This is a genomic window from Streptomyces sp. CB01580, assembly GCF_001905795.1.
Taxonomy (GTDB): Bacteria; Actinomycetota; Actinomycetes; order Streptomycetales; family Streptomycetaceae; genus Streptomyces.
The window spans coordinates 1-22,296 of record NZ_LIXJ01000013.1 but is presented as its reverse complement, the minus strand read 5'-3'; the positions used below and the strand labels follow the sequence as shown (position 1 = coordinate 22,296).

21 protein-coding genes and 4 tRNA genes are annotated in these 22,296 nt (G+C 69.8%); 6 read left to right on the top strand and 19 right to left on the bottom strand.

The genetic code is table 11. The features are described 5' to 3' along the window. Nucleotides 1-81 precede the first annotated feature (81 nt). The 9 genes from rpoB to AMK22_RS19610 all read right to left on the bottom strand — a co-directional run bounded on the left by rpoB (nucleotide 82) and on the right by AMK22_RS19610 (nucleotide 9,324). Nucleotides 82-3,567, bottom strand: a complete 3,486-nt coding sequence (gene rpoB / locus AMK22_RS19655; RefSeq protein ID WP_073786758.1) for a DNA-directed RNA polymerase subunit beta — start codon at nucleotides 3,565-3,567, stop codon at nucleotides 82-84. Nucleotides 3,568-4,169: 602 nt separating this feature from the next. Continuing rightward, the gene (gene rplL / locus AMK22_RS19645) at nucleotides 4,170-4,556 is read right to left on the bottom strand and encodes a 50S ribosomal protein L7/L12 (RefSeq protein ID WP_073786756.1); all 387 of its coding nucleotides are present in this window, start codon (nucleotides 4,554-4,556) and stop codon (nucleotides 4,170-4,172) included. 110 nt (nucleotides 4,557-4,666) lie between these two features. Further along, nucleotides 4,667-5,197 (bottom strand): 50S ribosomal protein L10, encoded by a 531-nt coding sequence (gene rplJ / locus AMK22_RS19640; protein WP_073786754.1) that lies wholly within the window; start codon nucleotides 5,195-5,197, stop codon nucleotides 4,667-4,669. Nucleotides 5,198-5,471: 274 nt separating this feature from the next. Further along, entirely contained in the window at nucleotides 5,472-6,338 is an 867-nt protein-coding gene (locus AMK22_RS19635) for a hypothetical protein (protein ID WP_073786751.1), read from the bottom strand. A gap of 179 nt (nucleotides 6,339-6,517) precedes the next feature. Further along, entirely contained in the window at nucleotides 6,518-7,240 is a 723-nt protein-coding gene (gene rplA / locus AMK22_RS19630; protein ID WP_073786750.1) for a 50S ribosomal protein L1, read from the bottom strand. 81 nt (nucleotides 7,241-7,321) lie between these two features. Then, a complete protein-coding gene (gene rplK / locus AMK22_RS19625) occupies nucleotides 7,322-7,756 on the bottom strand; it encodes a 50S ribosomal protein L11 (RefSeq protein WP_073786749.1) in 435 nt (144 codons plus the stop codon). 176 nt (nucleotides 7,757-7,932) lie between these two features. Beyond that, nucleotides 7,933-8,784, bottom strand: a complete 852-nt coding sequence (gene nusG / locus AMK22_RS19620; protein ID WP_073786748.1) for a transcription termination/antitermination protein NusG — start codon at nucleotides 8,782-8,784, stop codon at nucleotides 7,933-7,935. 73 nt (nucleotides 8,785-8,857) lie between these two features. Further along, nucleotides 8,858-9,145: a preprotein translocase subunit SecE gene (gene secE, locus AMK22_RS19615; protein ID WP_073786747.1), complete on the bottom strand. Its 288-nt coding sequence runs from the start codon at nucleotides 9,143-9,145 to the stop codon at nucleotides 8,858-8,860. 106 nt (nucleotides 9,146-9,251) lie between these two features. Next, nucleotides 9,252-9,324 (bottom strand) — tRNA-Trp (locus AMK22_RS19610). 235 nt (nucleotides 9,325-9,559) lie between these two features. Here AMK22_RS19610 and AMK22_RS19605 point away from each other — a divergent pair. From AMK22_RS19605 to AMK22_RS19595, 3 genes are all read left to right on the top strand, one after another. Further along, on the top strand, nucleotides 9,560-10,786 hold the full coding sequence (locus tag AMK22_RS19605) for a pyridoxal phosphate-dependent aminotransferase (protein ID WP_073786746.1): 1,227 nt from the start codon (nucleotides 9,560-9,562) through the stop codon (nucleotides 10,784-10,786). A gap of 121 nt (nucleotides 10,787-10,907) precedes the next feature. Beyond that, on the top strand, nucleotides 10,908-11,930 hold the full coding sequence (locus AMK22_RS19600; protein ID WP_073786745.1) for an adenosine deaminase: 1,023 nt from the start codon (nucleotides 10,908-10,910) through the stop codon (nucleotides 11,928-11,930). A 251-nt stretch (nucleotides 11,931-12,181) separates the two neighbouring features. Beyond that, nucleotides 12,182-12,817, top strand: a complete 636-nt coding sequence (locus AMK22_RS19595; protein ID WP_073786744.1) for an NAD(P)-dependent oxidoreductase — start codon at nucleotides 12,182-12,184, stop codon at nucleotides 12,815-12,817. Between the two features lie 76 nt (nucleotides 12,818-12,893). On the opposite strand, the gene AMK22_RS19590 is transcribed toward AMK22_RS19595, so the two are convergent. The 8 genes from AMK22_RS19590 to AMK22_RS19555 all read right to left on the bottom strand — a co-directional run bounded on the left by AMK22_RS19590 (nucleotide 12,894) and on the right by AMK22_RS19555 (nucleotide 17,986). Next, entirely contained in the window at nucleotides 12,894-13,949 is a 1,056-nt protein-coding gene (locus AMK22_RS19590; RefSeq protein ID WP_073786743.1) for a UDP-N-acetylmuramate dehydrogenase, read from the bottom strand. Between the two features lie 137 nt (nucleotides 13,950-14,086). After that, nucleotides 14,087-15,529, bottom strand: a complete 1,443-nt coding sequence (locus tag AMK22_RS19585) for a DHA2 family efflux MFS transporter permease subunit (protein ID WP_073786742.1) — start codon at nucleotides 15,527-15,529, stop codon at nucleotides 14,087-14,089. A 234-nt stretch (nucleotides 15,530-15,763) separates the two neighbouring features. Continuing rightward, nucleotides 15,764-16,321, bottom strand: a complete 558-nt coding sequence (locus AMK22_RS19580) for a TetR/AcrR family transcriptional regulator (protein ID WP_073786741.1) — start codon at nucleotides 16,319-16,321, stop codon at nucleotides 15,764-15,766. Nucleotides 16,322-16,556: 235 nt separating this feature from the next. Continuing rightward, a complete protein-coding gene (locus AMK22_RS19575) occupies nucleotides 16,557-16,985 on the bottom strand; it encodes a MaoC family dehydratase (protein WP_073786740.1) in 429 nt (142 codons plus the stop codon). Continuing rightward, complete coding sequence (locus AMK22_RS19570) at nucleotides 16,985-17,437, bottom strand: MaoC family dehydratase N-terminal domain-containing protein (protein ID WP_073786739.1); 453 nt, start codon at nucleotides 17,435-17,437, stop codon at nucleotides 16,985-16,987. Before AMK22_RS19570 ends, AMK22_RS19575 begins: the two co-directional genes overlap by 1 nt. Before the next feature lie 104 nt (nucleotides 17,438-17,541). Continuing rightward, the gene (gene rpmG, locus AMK22_RS19565) at nucleotides 17,542-17,706 is read right to left on the bottom strand and encodes a 50S ribosomal protein L33 (RefSeq protein WP_003956487.1); all 165 of its coding nucleotides are present in this window, start codon (nucleotides 17,704-17,706) and stop codon (nucleotides 17,542-17,544) included. Nucleotides 17,707-17,795: 89 nt separating this feature from the next. Continuing rightward, nucleotides 17,796-17,868: transfer RNA gene (locus AMK22_RS19560), tRNA-Met, on the bottom strand. Between the two features lie 45 nt (nucleotides 17,869-17,913). After that, nucleotides 17,914-17,986, bottom strand: a tRNA-Thr gene (locus tag AMK22_RS19555). Nucleotides 17,987-18,484: 498 nt separating this feature from the next. Here AMK22_RS19555 and AMK22_RS19550 point away from each other — a divergent pair. Both AMK22_RS19550 and AMK22_RS19545 read left to right on the top strand, forming a co-directional pair. Then, complete coding sequence (locus AMK22_RS19550) at nucleotides 18,485-19,777, top strand: amidohydrolase family protein (RefSeq protein WP_073786737.1); 1,293 nt, start codon at nucleotides 18,485-18,487, stop codon at nucleotides 19,775-19,777. 34 nt (nucleotides 19,778-19,811) lie between these two features. Continuing rightward, a complete protein-coding gene (locus AMK22_RS19545; RefSeq protein WP_073786735.1) occupies nucleotides 19,812-20,468 on the top strand; it encodes an SDR family oxidoreductase in 657 nt (218 codons plus the stop codon). 127 nt (nucleotides 20,469-20,595) lie between these two features. Here the strand turns inward: AMK22_RS19545 and AMK22_RS19540 are convergent, their stop codons facing one another. Further along, nucleotides 20,596-21,069: a DUF523 domain-containing protein gene (locus AMK22_RS19540; protein WP_073786733.1), complete on the bottom strand. Its 474-nt coding sequence runs from the start codon at nucleotides 21,067-21,069 to the stop codon at nucleotides 20,596-20,598. Nucleotides 21,070-21,160: 91 nt separating this feature from the next. Beyond that, a tRNA-Tyr gene (locus AMK22_RS19535) sits at nucleotides 21,161-21,242 on the bottom strand. A gap of 217 nt (nucleotides 21,243-21,459) precedes the next feature. On the opposite strand from AMK22_RS19535, the gene AMK22_RS19530 reads away from it, so the two are divergent. Beyond that, on the top strand, nucleotides 21,460-21,948 hold the full coding sequence (locus tag AMK22_RS19530; RefSeq protein WP_073786731.1) for a YajQ family cyclic di-GMP-binding protein: 489 nt from the start codon (nucleotides 21,460-21,462) through the stop codon (nucleotides 21,946-21,948). Nucleotides 21,949-22,296: the final 348 nt, after the last annotated feature.

Here is a 22,296-nt window from a genome sequence, read left to right as displayed (position 1 = left end):
GAAATATGGGGCACTTCAGCAATGGTCTGAACGGGTCCGGGGAGAGCCGGCCGGATCACGAGGATCCGGCCGGCCAACCCGTCAGACCTCTTCGACGCTGCTCGGCTCGCGCCGGGACAGGTCGATACCGAGCTCCTCCGCCGCGCGGAAGACGTCCTCGTCCGTGTCGCGCATCTCGATGGACATGCCGTCCGAGGACAGCACCTCCACGTTGAGGCAGAGCGACTGCATTTCCTTGATGAGCACCTTGAAGGACTCGGGGATGCCGGGCTCGGGGATGTTCTCGCCCTTGACGATGGCCTCGTAGACCTTCACGCGGCCGGTCACGTCGTCGGACTTGATCGTCAGGAGCTCCTGGAGGGCGTATGCGGCGCCGTATGCCTCAAGGGCCCACACCTCCATCTCACCGAAGCGCTGACCACCGAACTGCGCCTTACCACCCAGCGGCTGCTGGGTGATCATCGAGTACGGACCCGTCGAACGCGCGTGCAGCTTGTCGTCGACGAGGTGGTGCAGCTTGAGGATGTACATGTAGCCGACCGAGACCGGGTCCGGGAACGGCTCGCCGGAGCGGCCGTCGAACAGCTTGGCCTTGCCGGAGGGCTGCACCAGGCGGTCGCCGTCGCGGTTCGGGATCGTGGCCTCGAAGAGACCGGAGATCTCGTCCTCGCGCGCACCGTCGAAGACGGGGGTGGCGACGTTGGTGCCGGGGGCGACCCGGTCGGCGCCGATGGTCTGGAGGCGCTTGGCCCAGTCGTCGGCGAGGCCGGAGACGTCCCAGCCGCGGCTGGCGAGCCAGCCGAGGTGGATCTCCAGGACCTGTCCCGGGTTCATTCGGGACGGCACACCCAGCGGGTTGAGGATGATGTCGACGGGGGTGCCGTCCTCCAGGAACGGCATGTCCTCGATCGGCAGGATCTTCGAGATGACGCCCTTGTTGCCGTGACGGCCGGCGAGCTTGTCACCGTCGGTGATCTTGCGCTTCTGCGCGACGTAGACGCGGACCAGCTGGTTCACGCCGGGCGGCAGCTCGTCGCCCTCCTCGCGGTCGAAGACGCGGACGCCGATGACCTTGCCGATCTCGCCGTGCGGGACCTTCAGCGAGGTGTCACGGACCTCGCGCGCCTTCTCACCGAAGATCGCGCGGAGCAGGCGCTCCTCGGGGGTCAGCTCGGTCTCGCCCTTGGGCGTGACCTTGCCGACGAGGATGTCACCGGCGACGACCTCGGCACCGATGCGGATGATGCCGCGCTCGTCGAGGTCGGCGAGGACCTCCTCGGAGACGTTCGGGATGTCCCGGGTGATCTCCTCGGGGCCGAGCTTGGTGTCACGGGCGTCGACCTCGTGCTCCTCGATGTGGATCGAGGAGAGGACGTCGTCCTGCACGAGGCGCTGCGACAGGATGATCGCGTCCTCGTAGTTGTGACCCTCCCACGGCATGAACGCCACGAGCAGGTTCTTGCCCAGGGCCATCTCGCCGTTCTCGGTGGCCGGACCGTCGGCGAGGACCTGGTCGGCGACGACCCGGTCGCCCTCGGAGACGATGACCTTCTGGTTGACCGAGGTGCCCTGGTTGGAGCGCATGAACTTGGCGATGCGGTACGTGGTGTACGTGCCGTCGTCGTTCGTCACGGTGATGTAGTCCGCGGAGACCTCCTGGACCACACCGTCCTTCTCGGCCTTCAGCACGTCACCGGCGTCGGTGGCGCAGCGGTACTCCATGCCGGTGCCGACGAGCGGCGCCTCGGACTTGATCAGCGGCACCGCCTGCCGCATCATGTTCGCCCCCATGAGGGCGCGGTTGGCGTCGTCGTGCTCCAGGAAGGGGATCATCGCGGTGGCGACGGACACCATCTGGCGCGGGGAGACGTCCATGTAGTCGACGTCCGAGGCGGACACGTAGTCGACCTCGCCGCCGCGGCGGCGGACCAGGACGCGGGGCCCGACGAAGCGCAGCTCCTCGGAGAGGGGCGCGTTCGCCTGGGCGATGACGAAGCGGTCCTCCTCGTCGGCGGTGATGTAGTCGACCTCGTCGGTGACCTGGCCGTCGACGACCTTGCGGTACGGCGTCTCGATGAAGCCGAACGCGTTGACGCGGCCGTACGAGGCGAGCGAACCGATCAGACCGATGTTCGGGCCTTCGGGGGTCTCGATCGGGCACATGCGTCCGTAGTGGGACGGGTGCACGTCACGGACCTCGAAGCCGGCCCGCTCACGGGAGAGACCACCCGGGCCGAGCGCGGACAGACGACGCTTGTGCGTCAGCCCGGACAGCGGGTTGTTCTGGTCCATGAACTGGGACAGCTGGCTGGTGCCGAAGAACTCCTTGATGGAGGCGACGACCGGCCGGATGTTGATCAGGGTCTGGGGCGTGATCGCCTCGACGTCCTGGGTCGTCATGCGCTCGCGCACGACGCGCTCCATACGGGCGAGACCCGTACGGACCTGGTTCTGGATGAGCTCGCCGACGTTGCGCAGGCGGCGGTTGCCGAAGTGGTCGATGTCGTCGGTCTCGACGACGATCGTGCGGCCGGACTCGCCGACCGTCTCGGTCTCACCGGCGTGCAGCTTGACCAGGTACTTGATGGTCGCGATGACGTCGTCGGTGGTGAGCACGCCGGCGTCCAGCGGCTCGTCGGCGCCGAGCTTCTTGTTGACCTTGTAGCGGCCGACCTTCGCGAGGTCGTAGCGCTTCGGGTTGAAGTAGAGGTTCTCCAGCAGCGTCTGGGCGGCCTCCCGCGTCGGCGGCTCGCCCGGACGGAGCTTGCGGTAGATGTCGAGCAGCGCGTCGTCCTGGCCCTGGGTGTGGTCCTTCTCCAGGGTGGCGCGCATGGACTCGTACTCGCCGAACTCCTGCAGGATCTGCTCGGTGGTCCAGCCGAGCGCCTTCAGCAGGACGGTGACGGACTGCTTGCGCTTGCGGTCGATACGGACACCGACCATGTCGCGCTTGTCGATCTCCATCTCCAGCCAGGCACCCCGGGACGGGATGATCTTGGCGGAGAAGATGTCCTTGTCGGACGTCTTGTCGATGGAGGAGTCGAAGTAGACACCCGGCGAACGGACCAACTGCGACACGACGACACGCTCGGTGCCGTTGATGACGAAGGTGCCCTTGTTCGTCATGAGCGGGAAGTCGCCCATGAAGACCGTCTGGGACTTGATCTCACCGGTCTCGTTGTTGGTGAACTCCGCCGTGACGAAGAGCGGGGCGGCGTACGTGAAGTCGCGCTCCTTGCACTCGTCGATCGAGTTCTTCGGGGGCTCGAAGCGGTGGTCGCGGAACGTGAGCGACATCGACCCGGAGAAGTCCTCGATCGGGGAGATCTCCTCGAAGATTTCCTCCAGTCCGGACTTGGTGGGGACGTCTTGTCCACTGTCCAGAGCAGCCTCGACGCGAGCCTTCCAGGCGGCATTGCCGAGGAGCCAGTCGAAGCTCTCGGTCTGCAGCGCGAGGAGGTTCGGAACCTCGAGGGGCTCCTTGATCTTTGCAAAGGAGATGCGCAGCGGGGCGGTGCTGGCACCGTTGTTCGTATTCGCGGTCGAGGCGTTGCGCGAGGCGGCCAAGAGGGGGTCCTTCCGAGGGCTCGGACTCACTACGCGCGTACCGGTCCCAAGCTGGACGCCGAGACGGTCGGTTCCTGGCTCCGGCCGGGAAAGGCCAGGTCAGAGACGTGTGATCGTCGGTGCTCAAGCGTGGGCATGCCCCTGGTGACGGGCAGGGGGCAGCTAACAGGCAGCGCAAAGGGACAGTGTAGCCAAGCGGCACACTGATGTCCAGTGAGGGTTCTCAGAGACCCACGTTGCTCGCACCAGTTGTTCTCAACACCTATTGGTCCTGCGCGTGCTGCGCTCTTCTTTACTGCCCACTTCGGCCACGATCCATGCCTCGGATTCGGATCGATGTGCTGACGCGTCCTGAGAATCGCGCGCCGCGTCCGGTTCGTCAAGGCCCCCTGCCAGGGGCCGCGCGCCTACGGCAGCCGACGCCGGACGGCCGTCCCCCGAGAGGCAACGGCGATGATCACCATACTCGTCGCCGCGGGAAGAGCAAGGCAGCGGCCCCGGGTACGCCGAAGGGCGACCACCCCGATGGGTGATCGCCCTTCGTCACGCGGCCTCCGTGCCGTACGGCACGGGTGGCGAAAGGAGTCGGCCGACTCCTGAGATCACTTGACCTCGACAGCGGCGCCGGCGCCCTTGAGGGCCTCGGCGGCCTTGTCGGCGGCCTCCTTGTTGACCTTCTCGAGGACCGGCTTCGGGGTGCCGTCGACGAGGTCCTTGGCCTCCTTCAGACCCAGCGAGGTCAGCTCACGCACGACCTTGATGACCTGGATCTTCTTGTCGCCGGCGCCGGTGAGGATGACGTCGAACTCGTCCTTCTCCTCGGCGGCCTCGGCCGGGGCACCCGGGGCGCCCGGGGCGGCGACGGCGGCCACGGCGGCGGCGGCGGTGACGTCGAACTTCTCCTCGAAGGCCTTCACGAACTCGGAGAGCTCGATGAGGGTCATCTCCTCGAACTGCGCGAGCAGGTCTTCCTGGCTGAGCTTCGCCATGATGGCGTCCTTCCACTAATTCGGCTGGTGCCGGATGTACATGTGAGGCGGGCGTACAGGCCCGCTACGACCGCCGCTCCACCGGAGCAGCGATCACTGCGCGAGCCGAATTACTCGGCACCGCCCTGCTCGGCCTGCTTGGCGCGCAGCGCGTCCACGGTGCGGACGAGCTTCGACGGCAGAGCCTGGAAGAGCGAGGCAGTCTGGGACTGCTTGCCCTTGAAGGCACCGGCCAGCTTGCTGAGCAGAACCTCGCGGGACTCGAGGTCCGCGAGCTTCTTGATCTCATCGGCGGACAGCGCCTTGCCGTCAAGGACACCGCCCTTGATGACGAGGTTGGGGTTGTCCTTGGCGAAGTCACGAAGACCCTTCGCCGACTCCACCGGGTCACCGGTGATGAAGGCAACCGCCGTCGGACCCGCGAAAAGGTCGTCGAGCGAGTCGATCCCGGCCTCGTTGGCCGCAATCTTGGTCAGCGTGTTCTTCACCACGGCGTACTGGGCGTTCTCACCGAGCGAACGGCGCAGCTGCTTGAGCTGAGCCACGGTGAGACCCCGGTACTCGGTCAGCACGGCGGCGTTCGAGCTGCGGAACTGGTCCGTCAGCTCGGCTACCGCGGCAGCCTTGTCGGGCCTTGCCATGAGCGTCGGCCTCCTTCCGGGTGATGAGGACCGCTCAGAAGGGGCCGGGAAAGACGAACGCCCCGGCGCAGGCGCCAGGGCGTAGCTCGACCGAAAGGAATCCGGGAGCTCTCCACAGTCACCTGCGCGGGTCGCCCGTACTCGACGGATCCTTCGGTCGCCGTTCCCTTCTACCAGGGCACGGCGACGACCAGCGGTCTTTGGCTTCTGTGTGAGAGTACGCGACCGGTGTCGCGTCGGGCAAATCCGTCCGCTCCCGCGACGGCACGCGGCCTCAGCCCGTGGGGGCGCCGGCGTTCTGCTGCTGCTTCATGAGCTCGGTGAACTTGACCGTGTCGCCGGCCGACGGCTTCTCCACGGAGACCTTCGTGCCGTAGTCGCTGTAGTAGACGGTCGAGTTCATCTCGCCGGTCTTCATCTTGGCGCGCTCGGTCTTCTTGACCAGCAGGTCGTTCTCGTCGACCCAGATGTCGACCTGCTCCGTGGTTATCCCCACCTCGTCCAGCTGCTTCTTCAGCTCGGTGAGCTGGGCGGCGTCGAGCGCGGAGTTCTTCTCGGTCAGCCCGGCGACGTCGAGGGTGCCGGCGTAGTGCGTGGTGCGGACCCCGCGCACGTCCTCCTCGCCGACCTTCTTCACGTCGCCGGAGGCCAGCAGGGACTGCACGCCCTGGTTGGGCGTGGCGTTCTGCATCTGCTGCTTCATCGCCTCGCCGGAGGCGCCCGCGAGCTTGGCGAGGTCGGCGTATTCGTAGCTGATCCAGCGCTTGCCGCCGGACTGCTGGGCGAAGCCGTCGCCCATGTTCACGGCGTAGCCGTCCTTGTAGTAGCGGGCCTCCATCGAGCCGCTGCCACCGCTCTGCTTCATGGCGTCCGCCATGCTGCCGCCGGTGTACGTGATCTGCATGGTGCCCGTCAGACCGTCGGACCAGTCGACGGCGCCGGTCTGCTTCATGGACATGAGGGTGCCCATCTCGGTGGTTCCCTCGACCTTCGCCGAATTGACCCCGTCCGTCTTCTTCTGCACCTGACGCAGCGCGGCGATCGGGTCGAACTTCTCGGCACCGCTGCAGGACGTGACGGACGTCAGCGCCGCCGCCACCGCCACCGCCAGGCCCACCCGTCGCACAGTACTGGTCCTCATGACCGTTTCCACCCCTCGTTCGACTTTCGGACCCTCACGCTAACGCACAGGTCTGACACAGCCCGCTCATACGTACGGACATCTCGTGCGTACGGATACGGGGACGGGCCCCGCACCTGAAAAGGTTGCGGGGCCCGTCGGTGTCACACGTGACGCGGCGTACGGCCGAGCGCGGGGGCTCAGACGGCGGCCGGGTCCTCCTCGACGAGGAGGTTGCGGGTGCGGTTGGCGTCCAGCGGGATGCCGGCGCCCATCGTGGTGGCCAGGGTGGCCTTCTTGATGTAGCGGCCCTTGGCGGCGGACGGCTTCAGACGGAGGACCTCCTCCAGCGCCGCACCGTAGTTCTCCACCAGCTTGGTCTCGTCGAAGGAGACCTTGCCGATGATGAAGTGGAGGTTCGCGTGCTTGTCGACACGGAACTCGATCTTGCCGCCCTTGATCTCGGTGACGGCCTTGGCCACGTCGGGGGTGACGGTGCCGGTCTTCGGGTTGGGCATCAGACCACGCGGACCGAGCACGCGGCCGAGGCGGCCGACCTTGCCCATGAGGTCCGGGGTGGCGACGACGGCGTCGAAGTCCAGACGGCCCTTCGACACCTCGTCGATGAGCTCGTCGGCGCCGACGATGTCGGCGCCCGCGGCTTCCGCGGCCGCAGCACGGTCACCGGTCGCGAAGACCAGGACCCGGGCGGTCTTGCCGGTGCCGTGCGGGAGGTTCACGGTGCCGCGGACCATCTGATCGGCCTTGCGCGGGTCGACGCCCAGGCGAAGGGCGACCTCGACGGTGCCGTCGAACTTGGTGGAGGCGGTCTCCTTGGCGAGACGGACGGCCTCGAGCGGCGCGTAGTTGCGCGACCGGTCGACCTTGGCGTCCGCAGCGCGGAGGTTCTTGCTGCGCTTCACTTCTGCTCCTGTGTTCTCAGGGTGTGGAGTCGTGGTGCGGGCCAGCGCTCGGCCCTACCACTGCGTACGAAAGGGGCTGGGTCAGCCTTCGACCGTGATGCCCATGGAACGGGCGGTGCCTTCGATGATCTTCGACGCGGCGTCGAGGTCGTTGGCGTTCAGGTCGGGGAGCTTCGTCGTGGCGATCTCGCGGACCTGGGCGGCCGTCAGCTTGGCGACCTTGGTCTTGTGCGGCTCGCCGGAGCCCTTCTCCACACCCGCGGCCTTGAGGATCAGCTTCGCGGCCGGCGGAGTCTTGGTGACGAAGGTGAAGGAACGGTCCTCGTAGACCGTGATCTCCACCGGCACGACCATGCCACGCTGCGACTCGGTCGCGGCGTTGTAGGCCTTGCAGAACTCCATGATGTTGACGCCGTGCTGGCCGAGCGCGGGGCCGACCGGCGGGGCCGGGTTGGCCGCACCGGCGTTGATCTGGAGCTTGATAAGCCCCGTGACCTTCTTCTTCTTGGGAGGCATTGCTCTCTCCGGGTCCTAGTGAGAGTGTTCCGCCACCATCCGGTCATCCGGATGGAGGCATACCGCGCAACGATAACGGGTATGGCTGCGCGACCAAAAACCGAGCAGGTCAGACCGGCGACGAAACCGGCCCGACCTGCTCGGTGGGCGTGGGTCCAGAAATCCGCGGAAAACCGTCAGTTCTTCTGGATCTGGTCGAAGCTGAGCTCGACCGGGGTCTCGCGGCCGAAGATCTCGACGAGACCCTTGACCTTCTTCGAGTCGGCGTTGATCTCGTTGATCGTCGCCTGGAGCGTGGCGAACGGGCCGTCGGTGACGGTGACCGAGTCGCCCACCTCGAAGTCGAGCACCTGCACCTCGACCTTGCGGGCCGGCGCCGGCTTGCCCTCGGCCTCCGCGGCCTCGCGGGCGGCCTTCTCCTCCGCCTCCGGGGCGAGCATCTTGACGATCTCGTCCAGGGTCAGCGGGTACGGGTCGTAGGCGTTGCCCACGAAGCCGGTGACACCGGGGGTGTTGCGTACGACGCCCCAGGACTCGTTCGTCAGGTCCATGCGGACCAGGACGTAGCCCGGGAGCTTGTTCTGGCGGACGTTCTTGCGCTCGCCGTTCTTGATCTGGACGATCTCTTCCTCGGGCACCTCGGCCTGGTAGATGAAGTCCTCGACGTTCAGCGAGACGGCGCGCTGCTCCAGGTTGGCCTTCACGCGCTTCTCGTAACCGGCGTACGTGTGGATGACGTACCACTCGCCGGGCAGGCCGCGGAGTTCCTCGCGCAGGGCTGCGACGGGGTCGACCGGAGCGGCCTCCTCGGCATCGCTCTCGTCGTCGTCGGAATCCGCGTCGGCTGCGGCGTCGTCCTCGATGTGCAGGGCGGCCTGCTCGGCAGGCTCCCCTGCGGCGGCGTCGGCAGCTTCGGCCTGGTCCGGCTCCTCGGCGTCCGCCGCCTCGACGATGTCGAGCTCGTCCTCGGCGGACTCGAAGGCGCCCGCCGTCGGCTCGACGGCGTCGTTCAGGTTCGGGTCAGACACGGTGGCTGCTTCTTCCTGGCTACATATGGGTGGAACATGCGAAAGGGGCGCCCATGAGGCGCCCTCCGCGGGATCAGCCGAAGACGTACTTGATGACCCGCTGGAAACCGAAGTCAATCACGGTCACGAGGCCGATCATGACGACGACGAAAGCGATCACCACAGTGGTGTACGTCGTCAACTGGGAACGAGTCGGCCAGACGACCTTGCGCAACTCGGCGATGATCTGGCGGTAGAACAGCGCGAGGCGCCCCAGGGGGCCCTTCTTTCCGCGCTTGCCGCCCTTCCGGGTCTTCTTCTTCGACTCGGGTACTTCATCCTCGGCATCAGGCATGTCGATGGAGCCCACGGCGTCCGTCACGCTTCTCACCTGATTCCGGGTCGTGGCCGTGCCGCGCCCGGTGGAGCCGCACGGCGGTGCATTGAAGTACGTACATGCGCACACTTCCTGGCGAAGAAGTGTGTAGCAGGGCCGGAGGGACTTGAACCCCCAACCGCTGGTTTTGGAGACCAGTGCTCTACCAATTGAGCTACGACCCTTTGTGGTTTCCACCAACCTACCGCATCTTCCCGGGTGCTCCGGGAGGGGAAGCGGTTCGACCGGTGAAGGCCAACGACAGGTGAGTGTACGTGTTCGGCGGCCCCGCGTCGAACAGATAGCTCGCGGCATCCCCCGCCGCATGTCGTGCGCGGGCCGTCCGGATGCCCTCGGGATCCTGTCCGCGCCCCGAAACCCTCGCACCGCCGGGCGCGGCGGTCTGGGACCATGGAGGCCATGAGCGCTGCAACTTCTCCGTCCGAGCGCCGGGTCTCCGCCCGCATCGGCGCGATCTCCGAGTCCGCCACCCTCGCCGTCGACGCCAAGGCCAAGGCCCTCAAGGCCGCCGGCCGCCCGGTGATCGGCTTCGGCGCCGGCGAGCCCGACTTCCCGACCCCCGGCTACATCGTCGAGGCAGCCGTCGAGGCCTGCCGCAACCCGAAGTACCACCGCTACACCCCGGCGGGCGGGCTCCCCGAGCTCAAGGCCGCGATCGCGGAGAAGACGCTGCGCGACTCCGGCTACGAGGTCGACGCCTCCGAGATCCTCGTGACCAACGGCGGCAAGCAGGCCATCTACGAGGCGTTCGCCGCGATCCTCGACCCCGGCGACGAGGTCATCGTCCCGGCCCCGTACTGGACCACCTACCCCGAGTCGATCCGGCTGGCCGGCGGCGTCCCGGTGGAGGTCGTGGCCGACGAGACCACCGGCTACCGGGTCTCCGTGGAGCAGCTGGAGGCGGCCCGCACGGAGAAGACCAAGGTGGTCCTCTTCGTCTCGCCCTCCAACCCGACCGGCGCCGTGTACGCCGAGGCCGAGGCCGAGGCGATCGGCCGTTGGGCCGTCGAGCACGGCCTGTGGGTGCTGACCGACGAGATCTACGAGCACCTGGTCTACGGCGACGCGAAGTTCACCTCGCTGCCGGCGCTCGTGCCCGAGCTGCGCGACAAGTGCGTCGTGGTCAACGGCGTCGCCAAGACTTACGCGATGACCGGCTGGCGGGTGGGCTGGCTCATCGGCCCGAAGGACGTCGTCAAGGCCGCGACCAACCTCCAGTCGCACGCCACGTCCAACGTCTCCAACGTCGCCCAGGTGGCCGCGCTGGCCGCCGTCTCCGGGGACCTGGACGCGGTCGCCGAGATGCGCACCGCCTTCGACCGGCGCCGCCGGACCATCGTCCGGATGCTCAACGAGATCGACGGCGTGCTCTGCCCGGAGCCCGAGGGCGCGTTCTACGCGTACCCCTCGGTGAAGGGGCTGCTCGGCAAGGAGATCCGCGGCAGGCGTCCGGCCACCTCGGTCGAGCTGGCGGCACTCATCCTGGACGAGGCCGAGGTCGCGGTCGTACCGGGCGAGGCGTTCGGCACGCCGGGCTACCTGCGCCTCTCGTACGCCCTGGGCGACGACGACCTCGTCGAGGGCGTCTCGCGGCTCCAGAAGCTCCTGGCGGAGGCCAAGGCGTAGCAGCACTGGAATTCCGTCACCGACCCCCGGCTCCGGCCGGGGGTCGGTTGTTTGTTCGTACGCAACCCCTGATTGGCAAAGCGGCTACCGCCGGACCCCGCGCGTGCGGCAAGATCCTGGGATGGAGCGTGATGTACGGCTGTTGCCCAAGGCCCACCTGCACCTGCATTTCACCGGGTCGATGCGGCCCACGACCCTGCTCGAACTCGCCGACAAGTACGGCGTGCGCCTGCCCGAGGCCCTGACCGGCGGAGAACCGCCCCGGCTGCGGGCCACGGACGAACGGGGCTGGTTCCGCTTCCAGCGGCTCTACGACATCGCCCGCTCCTGTCTGAGGGCCCCCGAGGACATCCAGCGGCTGGTGCGCGAGACGGCCCAGGAGGACGTCGTCGACGGTTCCGGCTGGCTGGAGATACAGGTCGACCCCACCTCGTACGCCCCGCTGCTGGGCGGACTGATCCCCGCGATCGAGATCATCCTGGACGCGGTGGACGCCGCCTCGCGCGAGACCGGTCTGCCGATCCGGGTGGTGATCGCGGCGAACCGGATGAAGCACCCGTTGGACGCCCGGACGCTGGCCCGGCTCGCGGTGCGGTACGCGGACCGGGGCGTGGTCGGCTTCGGGCTCTCCAACGACGAGCGCCGGGGCATGGCCCGGGACTTCGACCGGGCCTTCGCCATCGCCCGGGACGGCGGTCTGCTGGCCGCCCCGCACGGCGGCGAGCTGTCGGGCCCCGCCAGCGTGCGGGACTGCCTGGACGACCTGGACGCCTCCCGGATCGGGCACGGTGTCCGGGCCGCCGAGGACCCCCGGCTGCTGCGCCGACTGGCGGAGAGCGGGGTGACCTGCGAGGTGTGCCCGGCGTCGAACGTGGCGCTGGGCGTCTACGAGAAGCCCGCCGATGTCCCCCTGCGCACTTTGTTCGACGCCGGGGTGCCGATGGCGCTGGGCGCGGACGACCCGCTGCTCTTCGGCTCCCGGCTGGCCGCCCAGTACGACCTCGTACGGCACCATCACGCGTTCACCGACGAGGAGCTCGCGGAGCTGGCCCGGCAGTCGGTACGCGGCTCCGCCGCGCCGGCCCCGGTCCGCACGGAGATGCTGGCGGGCATCGACGGCTGGCTGGCGAAGCCCGTCGACTGAGAGCCTGTCGGGTGACCTTCGACCGGAAGGCGGACGCGGCTTGGTGCGTGCGATTCCAATGCGTCGAGATGCCCTTGTAGCGGCGCTACCAGGGTATTTCGGCAACGCCGGAAGCGTGCGTGCCAGGGCGTGGCCGCCCGGTCGAAGGTCATCCGACAGGCTCTGAGCCACGGGCGCCGCGCGGATCCGTCCGGCCGCGCCCGGCGCGCGGATGCGCGCGAGCGAGTGTTCACTCCCCAGGGAGGTGCGTCATGAGGATCACGGTGTTCGGTGCGACGGGCGGTGTCGGCCGGGAGATCGTCCGCCAGGCGGTGGCGGCGGGCCACGAGGTGACGGCGGTGGTGCGCGATCCGGCGCGGCTGCCCGTACCGCCCCCCGGGGTGAGCGTCCGCACGGTGGCGCGGCTGGAGGATCCGGAGGCGCTTCGCGAGGTGGTGGCGGGCCGGGACGCGGTGCTCTCCGGGCTCGGCTCGCGCGGGCGGAGGGCCGACGGCGTGGCGGAACGGCTGACCCGGTCCGTGCTGCGGGCGATGGAGGCCGAGGGGACGCGGCGGCTGGTCGTGGTCAGCGCGGCCCCGGTCGGCCCGCGCCCGTCCGACGACCCGCTGATGGACCGGCTGGTCCGCAGGGTGGTGGGGGCGGTCCTCAAGGAGGTCTACGCGGACCTGACGCGCATGGAGGCCGCGCTGGCCGAGAGCGCGACGGACTGGACGTCGGTACGGCCGCCGAAGCTCACCGACGGCCCACTGACGGGCACGTACCGGACGGTCGTCGGCGGCGGTCCGCGCGGCGGCCGGACCATCTCGCGGGCCGATGTGGCCCACGCGATGCTGGCGCTGGTCGACGACCCGGCCGCGGTGCGGCGGGGCGTGGGCGTGGCGTACTGAGGAGCCCCCGGCTCGCCGGAGGCTGTGCGCGGGCCCGGCGTACCGTCCGGCGCCCCGCACGTCCGCCGTACGTGTCCTACAGGCTCACGCCGACCGTGACGGGTTCGTTGACGAGCGTGACGCCGAACGCCTCGTGGACCCCGGCGACGACCTCGCGGGCGAGCGCGAGGAGGTCCTCGGTGGTGGCGCCGCCCCGGTTGGTCAGCGCGAGGGTGTGCTTGGTGGAGATGCGGGCCGGTCCGGTGCCGTAGCCCTTGGTGAAACCGGCCCTGTCGATGAGCCAGGCCGCGGAGGTCTTGACGTGTCCCTCGCCCGCGGGGAAGGCGGGGGGCGTCACGTCGGGGCCGAGCCGGTCCCGGACGCGAACGAGGAACGCCTCGTACTGGGCCGCCTCCAGGATCGGGTTGGTGAAGAAGGAACCGGCCGACCAGGAGTCGTGGTCCTCGGGGTCCAGGACCATGCCCTTGCCCGCGCGGAGCTTGAGCACGGTGTCGCGGGCTGCGGAGGCGGGCACGCGCTCGCCCTGTTCGACACCCATGGCGCGGGCCGTCTCGGCGTACTTCAGGGGCGCGGACAGGCCGCCCGCGTCTTCCAGTTCGAAACGGACACGGAGCACCACGAAGCGGTCGGGTTCGGCCTTGAAGCGGCTGTGCCGATACGAGAACGCACATTCGGCGTTGGCGAGGGTGACCGTTTCGCGGGTCTGCCGGTCGTAGGCCACGACCTCGGTGATCGTGGAGGCCACCTCCTGGCCGTAGGCGCCGACGTTCTGGATCGGCGTCGCCCCGGCGGAGCCCGGGATTCCGGCCAGGCACTCGATGCCCGCGAGACCGGCTTCGACGGTGCGGGCGACCGCGTCCGTCCAGATCTCCCCGGCGGCCAGCTCCAGCGCGGTGCCGTCCAGGGCGAAGCCCTGGGTCGCGATGCGCAGGGCGGTGCCGTCGAAGCCCTTGTCGCCGATGACCAGGTTGCTGCCGCCGCCGATGACGAGGAGCGGGGTGCCGGTGTCGTCGGCCTCGCGCACGGCCTCGATCACCTCGGCGTCGGTCGTCGCCGTGAGGAGGCGGGAGGCGGGACCACCGAGACGGAAGGTGGTCAGCGGGGCGAGGGGGGCGTCGTGGAGTTCCTGCACGGGGACAAGAGTACGGTCCGCCCCTGGACGGCCCGGGCGCGCGTCTCCGGACGCGTCCGGGCCGCGGCCCCACCGCTCGGGCGGGGCCGCGGCCCGGGGCGGCCGGGGCCGCGTCCCCTCCGACGCGAGGGCCGCGCTCAGGCGGCGGCGGGGACACGCTCCCCCGCCGCGTCGTCGGCCGCCGCGGCCTCAGGGGCCGGGGCCTTGCCGCGCCCCGGGATCAGCAGCGCGACGAGGGTGGCCAGCGCCACCGCGCCGGCGCCGATCCACAACGCCGGGACGGTGCCGTCCGTGAAGGCGCGCGCCGACTCGTAACCGCCGCGCGAGGAGAAGACCGTGGCGAGCACGGCGACGCCGAGGGCCCCACCGACCTCGCGCAGCGCGTTGTTGGTGCCGGAGGCGATGCCCTGCTCGGCGGGACGGACGCTGGACATCACGAGCCCGGCGGCGGGCGCGAAGTACAGAGCCATGCCGACGCCGCTGACGATCAGGCCGGGCAACTGGGCGGCGTACGAGGCGTCGGGGTCGAGGACCAGGGCGAAGAGGGCCAGGCCGGCCGCCTGGAGGGCGAGCCCGGTGACGACCACCGGACGCCCGCCGAACCGGTCGGAGAGCATCCCCGCGATCGGCGCGACCAGCATCGGCATCCCGGTCCAGGGCAGCATCCGCAGGCCCGCCTCGGTGGGCGAGTAGCCCAGCACGGCCTGGAGGTACTGGCTGAGCAGGAAGATCGCCCCGAACATGCCGAGGAACATCAGCAGACCGGCGGCGTTGATCCCGAAGAACGCGCGGCTGCGGAACAGCCGCATGGGCAGCATCGGGTGCTTCGCGCGGAAGCCGTGAACGACGAACACGCCGACGAGCACGGCACCGGCGAGCAGCGAGCCGAGGACGGCGGGGCTGGTCCAGCCGTCCTCGTTGGCATTGACCAGACCATGGACGAGACCGAAGAGGCCGCCGCTGACCAGGAGCGTTCCGGGAACGTCGAGCCGCGCGCCGGGCGCGTACGACTCCGTCAGCCGCAGCCTGGCGAGCGGCATCAGGAGCAGGCCGACCGGAACGTTCAGCCAGAAGATCCACTGCCAGGACAGGTGCTCGGTGAGGCTGCCGCCGATCAGCGGACCGCCGGCCACGGCGAGTCCGGAGACGGCGCCGAAGATGCCGAGCGCGGCACCGCGGCGGGCGGGCGGCACGGCGGCCGTGAGGAGGGTGAGTGTCAGCGGCATCATGATCGCCGCTCCGAGGCCCTGCACTGCCCGGAAGGCGATCAGTTCGCCGATCCCCGACGAGAGGGCGGCCGCGGCGGAGGCGCCGGTGAAGACGGCGAGCCCGACGAGGAAGAGCCGGCGGCGTCCGAACCGGTCGCCCAGGGCCGCTCCGAGCATGAGCAGGACAGCGAAGGTGAGGGTGTAGGCGTTGACCGTCCATTCGAGCTCGGCGAGTTCGCCGCCGAGGCTCTTCCGGATGGAGGGCAGGGCGGTGGTGACGACGAGGTTGTCGAGGGCCGCCATGAAGGCGGCCACGCTGGTGATGACGAGGGTCCAGACCGCTCCCGAGCGGCCTGACACTGGCTGGTTCACTGCTCTGCTCCCCCTACGGATTAGTTATCAATTACTAACTTGCTTGGACAGAAGGCCGGACAGAAAACCGGACGGAGCCAGGCCGGACCGGACCAGACGGTCGCCGGTCGCCGACGGGACCGGGCATGGCCCGGGTCTCACTGTTCGGAAGATCTGTGTCGTACCACCCGACGGGCCGTTACGGACCGGCGGAACGGGTCAGCGGATCGGACCGGATCGGCGCGGCAGATGGGTTCAGTTCGAGGGCCCGGGCATGCAGCCCGGCTTGGCCGAGTCGTAGAACCCGGCCCATACCCGGTGCTCGGACGGGAAGCCGAGCGAGGTCAGGGTGTTGATGAGCATTCCGTGCGCGAAGAAGTCGGTCGTCACCTCGATGTCGGCACCGAGGGCGAGATGGACGTCGTCCCACATCCGCAGCCACGCGGCGCGCAGGACCTCGCCGAACTCCCGGTCCCCCGCGCTCACCATGGCGGCGTACATCTGCATCTGCATCCGGAGCTTCTCGGGATCGTCGACGATGAGGCGCTGGTACGCGCCGGCCATCGCCGCGACCGCCGCGTCGCCCTCCAGCCCCTCGGCCGCGTCGGTGAACATCTTCCTCGTGTCCGAGATGCAGCGCTCGGCGGCGGCGAGGAACATGGCCTGCTTGTTGGGGAAGAGGCGGAAGAGATACGGCTGCGAGACGCCGACGCGCTTGGCGATCGCCTCCGTGGAGGTGGCGTCGTAGCCGCCGCGGGCGAATTCGGTGATCGCCGCACGGATGACGCTTTCGCGCCGTTCTTCCGCACTCATCCTTGCCATGCCATGAAGTTAGTACGCAATCACTAACTTGGTCAAGCGGATCGACCCCCGCACCCTCGCGGGGAAGCCGGGCACCGCGGCCCGGGACCTCGCGCGGGCCGACGCCGGCCCGGGTCGGCCTGAACGCGGCGGGACGCGGCGAGGGGCACCGCCCCAGGACGGTGCCCCTCGCGCGCTCGCCGGTCCGCGCCCGCAGATCCCCGCGGTCGCGGCTCCGCCCGCCGCCTCAGGCGAGCTGCACCACGGCCCGGGCCATGCCCAGCACCTTCTTGCCCTCGCTCATGGCCGTCAGATCCACCCGTACCCGCTTGTCGTCGAGCAGGGCGGCCACCTTGGCGCCGACCTCGATCAGGGCGCCCTCGTCGTCGTTCGGCACGACGACCGGTTTGGTGAACCGGACCCCGTACTCGACGACCGCACCCGGGTCGCCCACCCAGTCCGTGACCACGCGGATCGCCTCGGCCATGGTGAACATGCCGTGCGCGATCACGTCCGGCAGTCCGACCTCGCGGGCGAACTTCTCGTTCCAGTGGATCGGGTTGAAGTCCCCGGAAGCGCCCGCGTACTGGACCAGCGTCGCCCGGGTCACAGGGAAGGACTGCGCGGGCAGTTCCGTACCGACCTCGACCGACTCGTATCCGACCCTCGCCGTCATCACGCCTCCTCGGCGGCGCGCGCCACCAGCTTCGTCCACGCGGTCACCACGTGTTCACCGGACGCGTCGTGGACCTCGCCGCGGATGTCCAGGACGTCGTTGCCCGCCAGGGACTTGATGCCCTCGATCGTCGAGGTGACCGTCAGCCGGTCCCCCGCCCGCACGGGACGCATGTAGGCGAACTTCTGGTCGCCGTGCACCACACGGCTGTAGTCCAGGCCCAGCTGCGGATCCTGCACCACCTGACCGGCGGCCTTGAAGGTGATCGAGAAGACGAACGTCGGCGGCGCGATCACGTCGCTGTGGCCGAGCGCCTTGGCGGCCTCGGGGTCGACGTACACCGGATTGGCATCGCCCACCGCCTCGGCGAACTCGCGGATCTTCTCGCGGCCGACCTCGTACGGCGGGGTGGGCGGATAGGTCCGCCCCACGAAGGACTGGTCGAGCGCCATGAGCTCGCTACCTCCTGATGAAAGATGAAAAAGGCCGAAACAACAGCCCCATACAACGACACGAGGCCGCCCCCATCGGGGACGGCCTCGTGTACGAGCCTGATTCAGCGCGTTTCGCGGTGCGCAGTGTGGGAGTTGCAGCGCGGGCAGTGCTTCTTCATCTCAAGACGGTCCGGGTTGTTGCGCCGGTTCTTCTTGGTGATGTAGTTCCGCTCCTTGCACTCCACGCAGGCCAGCGTGATCTTCGGGCGGACGTCGGTGGCAGCCACGTGAGTGCTCCTTGACGGACAGATGGACGGATGAACGCAAAAAAAGAGTAGCCGATCGAAGGACCGACCCCGCAATCGGCTACCGTGAGTAGCGGTGACCGGACTTGAACCGGTGACACAGCGATTATGAGCCGCTTGCTCTACCGACTGAGCTACACCGCTTTGATGACAGGTCCCCCCGCCGAAGCGGGGATTCCCGATCACCAGAGCCCCAATGCGGAATCGAACCGCAGACCTTCTCCTTACCATGGAGACGCTCTACCGACTGAGCTATTGGGGCGAGCGAGGAAGACATTACACGCTCGGTCGCCGGTTGCCCAAATCGGTTTGAGCGTCCCGTTCCGAGCGGCCGGTCCACCCGCCCGCCATCCGCCTCACCCCGCTTCCCGGCCGTCTGAACAGCGCCTCGGCCGCCACACGGGTCACGGACGTTCCGCCCCGGTGCGCCGCACCCGCGGCCACCACCACCCGTTCCCGGCGGCGCCGACCGGTTCTTCCGCGGCCCCGACCGTGCCATCACCCACCCCGTGGGCCACGGCGTTCCCTCGGGCTCGCCCCGGTACGCCGATGCCGCCCCGGGCGCCGACCTCGGCCCGTACGTCCCCGGAGCCACACCGGTACGACTATTTCGCTCCTCCTCGAACCGGACCGAACACGCCCCTAGGCTCGACTCACTCTGCGTGATCTTCCGCGCTTTCCAGTCGCCCTTCTTCCCTCCCCCTCCCAGCCCTTTGCACCCTCGCACCCCCTGCCAGGGACTTCCCGTTCCAGGAGCGCGATGACCGAGAGCCACCCGCGGCCGTCCGACGACCACGCCGACGACCCGGCCGACGCGACCGACGGCCCCGACACGACCACCGAGACGAACCCCCTGGTGCTCTGCGGCGCCCGCCTCACCGACGGCCGCGTCGTGGACGTACGGCTCGGCGGCGGCCGTATCGAGGCCGTCGGCACCGCGGGCAGCCTGGCCGTCCCCGGCGCCCGGGTGGACCTGCGCGGCCATCTGCTGCTCCCGGCCCCCGTCGAACCCCACGCCCACAGCGACACCGCGCTCACCGCCGACGGCACGGGCCCCGGCATCCCGGGCCCCGTCTCGCACCGGCCCCAGGACATCCAGCGCCGGGCCACCGAGGCCGCGCTGCTGCAGCTCGGCCACGGCGCCACCGCGCTGCGCGCGCATGTACGGATCGGCTCGGTCCAGGGCCTCGCCTCGCTCGACGCCGTCCTGCGCGCCCAGGACTCGCTGCGCGGGCTCGTCGAACTCGCGCCGGTCGCCGTGCCCCGGCTGCTCACCGGCGTCGCGGGCGCCGACAACCTGGCCATACTGCGCGACGCGGTGAAGATGGGGGCGTGCGCGGTCGGCGGCTGTCCCGACCTCGACCCGGACCCGGCGGGCTATGCGGAGGCCGTGCTGGAGATCGCCGCCGAGCACGGCTGCCCCGTCGACCTGCACACGGACGGTGACGACCCGGCCCGGCTCGGACGGCTGGCCGCCGTGGCTGGCGGGGTGCGGTCCGGTGTCTCCGTCGGCCCGTGCGCCGGTCTTGCCCTGCTCCCCTCGCAGTCCGCGACCCGGGCCGCGGACCAGCTCGCCGCGGCCGGGGTGACGGTGATCTGCCTCCCCCAGGGCGGCTGCTGCGGGGTGGAGGGCCGGGGCACCGCGCCCGTGGGACTGTTGCGCGCGGCCGGGGTACGGATCGCGGCGGGCAGCGGGGCGCTGCGGGACGTCACGAACCCGGTGGGCCGCGGGGACCCGCTGGAGGCCGCCTATCTGCTGTCCTCGCAGAGCGGACTGCGGCCCGACGAGGCGTACCGGGCGGTCTCCTCGACCGCCCGGAAGGCGATGGGCCTGCCCGAGGTCCGGGTCGAGGCGGGGTTCCCGGCCGAACTGCTCGCCGTGCGCGGGGAACAGCTCTCGGGCGTGCTGTCGCTCGCGTACAGCCGGATCGTGGTGCACCGCGGCCGGGTGGTGGCGCGGACGAGCGCCGTTCGCGAGTACTGCGACTCGGAGACCGTCATCGCCCTCGGCCTGCCGCGCCAGGGTCGGCCGGATCCCTTCGGCGGGCCCTGAGCACGGCGGCCCGCGGCGGCGTACGGTCGGGAACATGCGCATTGTCATCGCAGGTGGACATGGTCAGATCGCGCTGCGGCTGGAGCGGCTGCTCGCCGCGCGCGGGTACGAGGCGGTCGGCGTCATCCGTGATCCGGAACAGAGCGCGGACCTCCGGGCGGCGGGCGCCGAACCGGTCGTCCTGGACCTGGAGTCGGCCTCCGTGGACGACGTGGCGGCGGTGCTGCGCGGCGCCGACGCGGCGGTCTTCGCGGCCGGCGCGGGCCCGAACAGCGGCGCGCCGCGCAAGGAGACGGTGGACCGCGGGGCGGCGGTGCTGCTCGCGGACGCGGCCGAACGGGCGGGCGTACGGCGCCTGGTCGTGGTCTCGTCGATGGGCGCCGATCCCGATCACCCGGGCGCCGAGGTCTTCGACGCGTATCTGCGGGCGAAGGGAGCCGCGGACGCGTACGTGCACTCCAGGACCGCGCTGGACTGGACGATCCTGCGCCCCGGCATGCTGACGAACGACGCGGGCACGGGACTGGTCCGTCTGGCCGTCTCGACCGGCCGCGGACCGGTGCCGCGCGACGACGTGGCGGCGGCGCTGCTGGAGCTGCTGGAGACCCCGGCGACGGCGGGGCTGACGCTGGAGCTCGTCTCGGGGAACGTCCCGGTGGCGGTCGCGGTCAAGGACGTCGCGGGCAACTGACCCCGGCCGCCCCGGCCGACCCCGCTGCCGTCCGTGGCATCGACGAGGACCGCGTGCGGCGCCCGGGCCACGCGGACCGGCTGCGCCCGCGTACGGCGCTCCGGGCCACGCGGACCGGCGGGCGCCCTCAGTCGCGCGGGGCCGGGCGGACCGTGATGCCGTGGCGTTCCAGCAGCGCGGCGGTGACGCCGTCGCCCTCGCGGAGCCGGCCCGTGAACGTGCCGTCGTAGACCGTGCCGCGCCCGCAGGAGGGGCTGCGGCTCATCAGCAGCGCCTCGGCGCACCCGGCCCCGCGCGCGACCTCCAGCGCGCGTTCCGCGCCGTCCACGAACTCCCGTGTCACGTCGTGCCCGGTGTCGTCGACCACGCGGGCGCGGCCCTCCAGCACGTCGTGGCCGTCACCGCCGACGATCTCCGCGGGGCGGCGCGGGGTGGGCAGTCCGGCTGCCACCTCCGGGCAGAAGGACACCGGCCGACGGTCCCCGATGGCCTCGGTCACCGCGTCGGACGCCTTGCCCCGGCCGTCGAAGCGGCACGGCACACCACGCAGACAGGCACTGACCAGTACGGGTGCGGATACGGACGCGGATACGGGTTCCATGCTCACGACCTTGGCAGCAGGCCCGCCGCACAGGCCGACGGGCCACGGAAACGAAGAAGGCCCCTGTCTTGTGAACAGGGGCCTTTTCCTGTGGCGGCGCCAGGATTCGAACCTGGGAAGGCTGAGCCGGCAGATTTACAGTCTGCTCCCTTTGGCCGCTCGGGCACACCGCCTGGGATTGTCACCGTCGAGAACCGCTTTTCGGCGGTGCTCCCTGGCAACGACGTAAACGATACCCGATGCCCGGGGGTGCTCCGCCACCGGATTGATCAGCCGCCCGATCGGGTGCGCATGGCTAGGCTTTGACCGGCGGGGCGGGGCCGGGAGGCCCGCGATCGCCCCCGTACGTACCCCGTTTCCCAGCACCCCCGATCCAAGGAGCCACACGTCATGGCCGACTCCAGTTTCGACATCGTCTCGAAGGTCGAGCGGCAGGAGGTCGACAACGCCCTCAACCAGGCCGCCAAGGAAATCTCGCAGCGTTACGACTTCAAGGGCACCGACGCCTCGATCGCCTGGTCCGGCGAGAAGATCCTGATGTCGGCGAACGGCGAGGAGCGGGTCAAGGCGATCCTCGACATCTTCCAGTCCAAGCTGATCAAGCGCGGGATCTCGCTCAAGGCACTGGACGCGGGCGAGCCGCAGCTGTCCGGCAAGGAGTACAAGATCACCGCCTCGATCCAGGAGGGCATCTCCCAGGAGAACGCGAAGAAGGTGGCGAAGATCATCCGCGACGAGGGCCCGAAGGGTGTCAAGGCTCAGGTCCAGGGCGACGAGCTGCGGGTCAGCTCGAAGAGCCGGGACGACCTCCAGGCCGTCCAGGCCCTGCTGAAGGGCAAGGACCTCGACTTCGCGGTCCAGTTCGCGAACTACCGCTAGTGCCGTGACCGGCAAGGTTTGCCCGGAAGGAGCGTCGTCCGGTGCGTGCGATCGCAAGGCGGCCGAAAGCCCTCGTAGCGGGCTACGTGGGCTTTCGGCCAACGCCGCGAGCGTGCGTGCCGGACGGTGCGACGGGGCAAACGTTGCCGGTCACGGCACTAGTACTGCGACCGGAAAGGTTCACCGGCTCGCGACGCCCGGCAAACCCTTCCGGACACAGCACCAGCGAAACCGCTGCTGGAGCAGGGCCATCACCTGCGAAGGCGCAGGTTCTCAGCGTCCGTTTCCCGGTCGGGGAGGGCGCGTCGGGGCGGCACGGAGGACTCCGGACGCCGCCCCCCCCCCCCC

Excerpts from the sequence above, each read along its gene's own strand:
- rplL (WP_073786756.1), bottom strand. The coding sequence starts at position 4,556 with ATGGCGAAGCTCAGCCAGGAAGACCTGCTCGCGCAGTTCGAGGAGATG.
- rplJ (WP_073786754.1), bottom strand. The coding sequence starts at position 5,197 with ATGGCAAGGCCCGACAAGGCTGCCGCGGTAGCCGAGCTGACGGACCAG.
- AMK22_RS19635 (WP_073786751.1), bottom strand. The coding sequence starts at position 6,338 with ATGAGGACCAGTACTGTGCGACGGGTGGGCCTGGCGGTGGCGGTGGCG.
- rplK (WP_073786749.1), bottom strand. The coding sequence starts at position 7,756 with ATGCCTCCCAAGAAGAAGAAGGTCACGGGGCTTATCAAGCTCCAGATC.
- AMK22_RS19605 (WP_073786746.1), top strand. The coding sequence starts at position 9,560 with ATGAGCGCTGCAACTTCTCCGTCCGAGCGCCGGGTCTCCGCCCGCATC.
- AMK22_RS19600 (WP_073786745.1), top strand. The coding sequence starts at position 10,908 with ATGGAGCGTGATGTACGGCTGTTGCCCAAGGCCCACCTGCACCTGCAT.
- AMK22_RS19595 (WP_073786744.1), top strand. The coding sequence starts at position 12,182 with ATGAGGATCACGGTGTTCGGTGCGACGGGCGGTGTCGGCCGGGAGATC.
- AMK22_RS19580 (WP_073786741.1), bottom strand. The coding sequence starts at position 16,321 with ATGAGTGCGGAAGAACGGCGCGAAAGCGTCATCCGTGCGGCGATCACC.
- AMK22_RS19575 (WP_073786740.1), bottom strand. The coding sequence starts at position 16,985 with ATGACGGCGAGGGTCGGATACGAGTCGGTCGAGGTCGGTACGGAACTG.
- AMK22_RS19570 (WP_073786739.1), bottom strand. The coding sequence starts at position 17,437 with ATGGCGCTCGACCAGTCCTTCGTGGGGCGGACCTATCCGCCCACCCCG.
- AMK22_RS19550 (WP_073786737.1), top strand. The coding sequence starts at position 18,485 with ATGACCGAGAGCCACCCGCGGCCGTCCGACGACCACGCCGACGACCCG.
- AMK22_RS19545 (WP_073786735.1), top strand. The coding sequence starts at position 19,812 with ATGCGCATTGTCATCGCAGGTGGACATGGTCAGATCGCGCTGCGGCTG.
- AMK22_RS19540 (WP_073786733.1), bottom strand. The coding sequence starts at position 21,069 with ATGGAACCCGTATCCGCGTCCGTATCCGCACCCGTACTGGTCAGTGCC.
- AMK22_RS19530 (WP_073786731.1), top strand. The coding sequence starts at position 21,460 with ATGGCCGACTCCAGTTTCGACATCGTCTCGAAGGTCGAGCGGCAGGAG.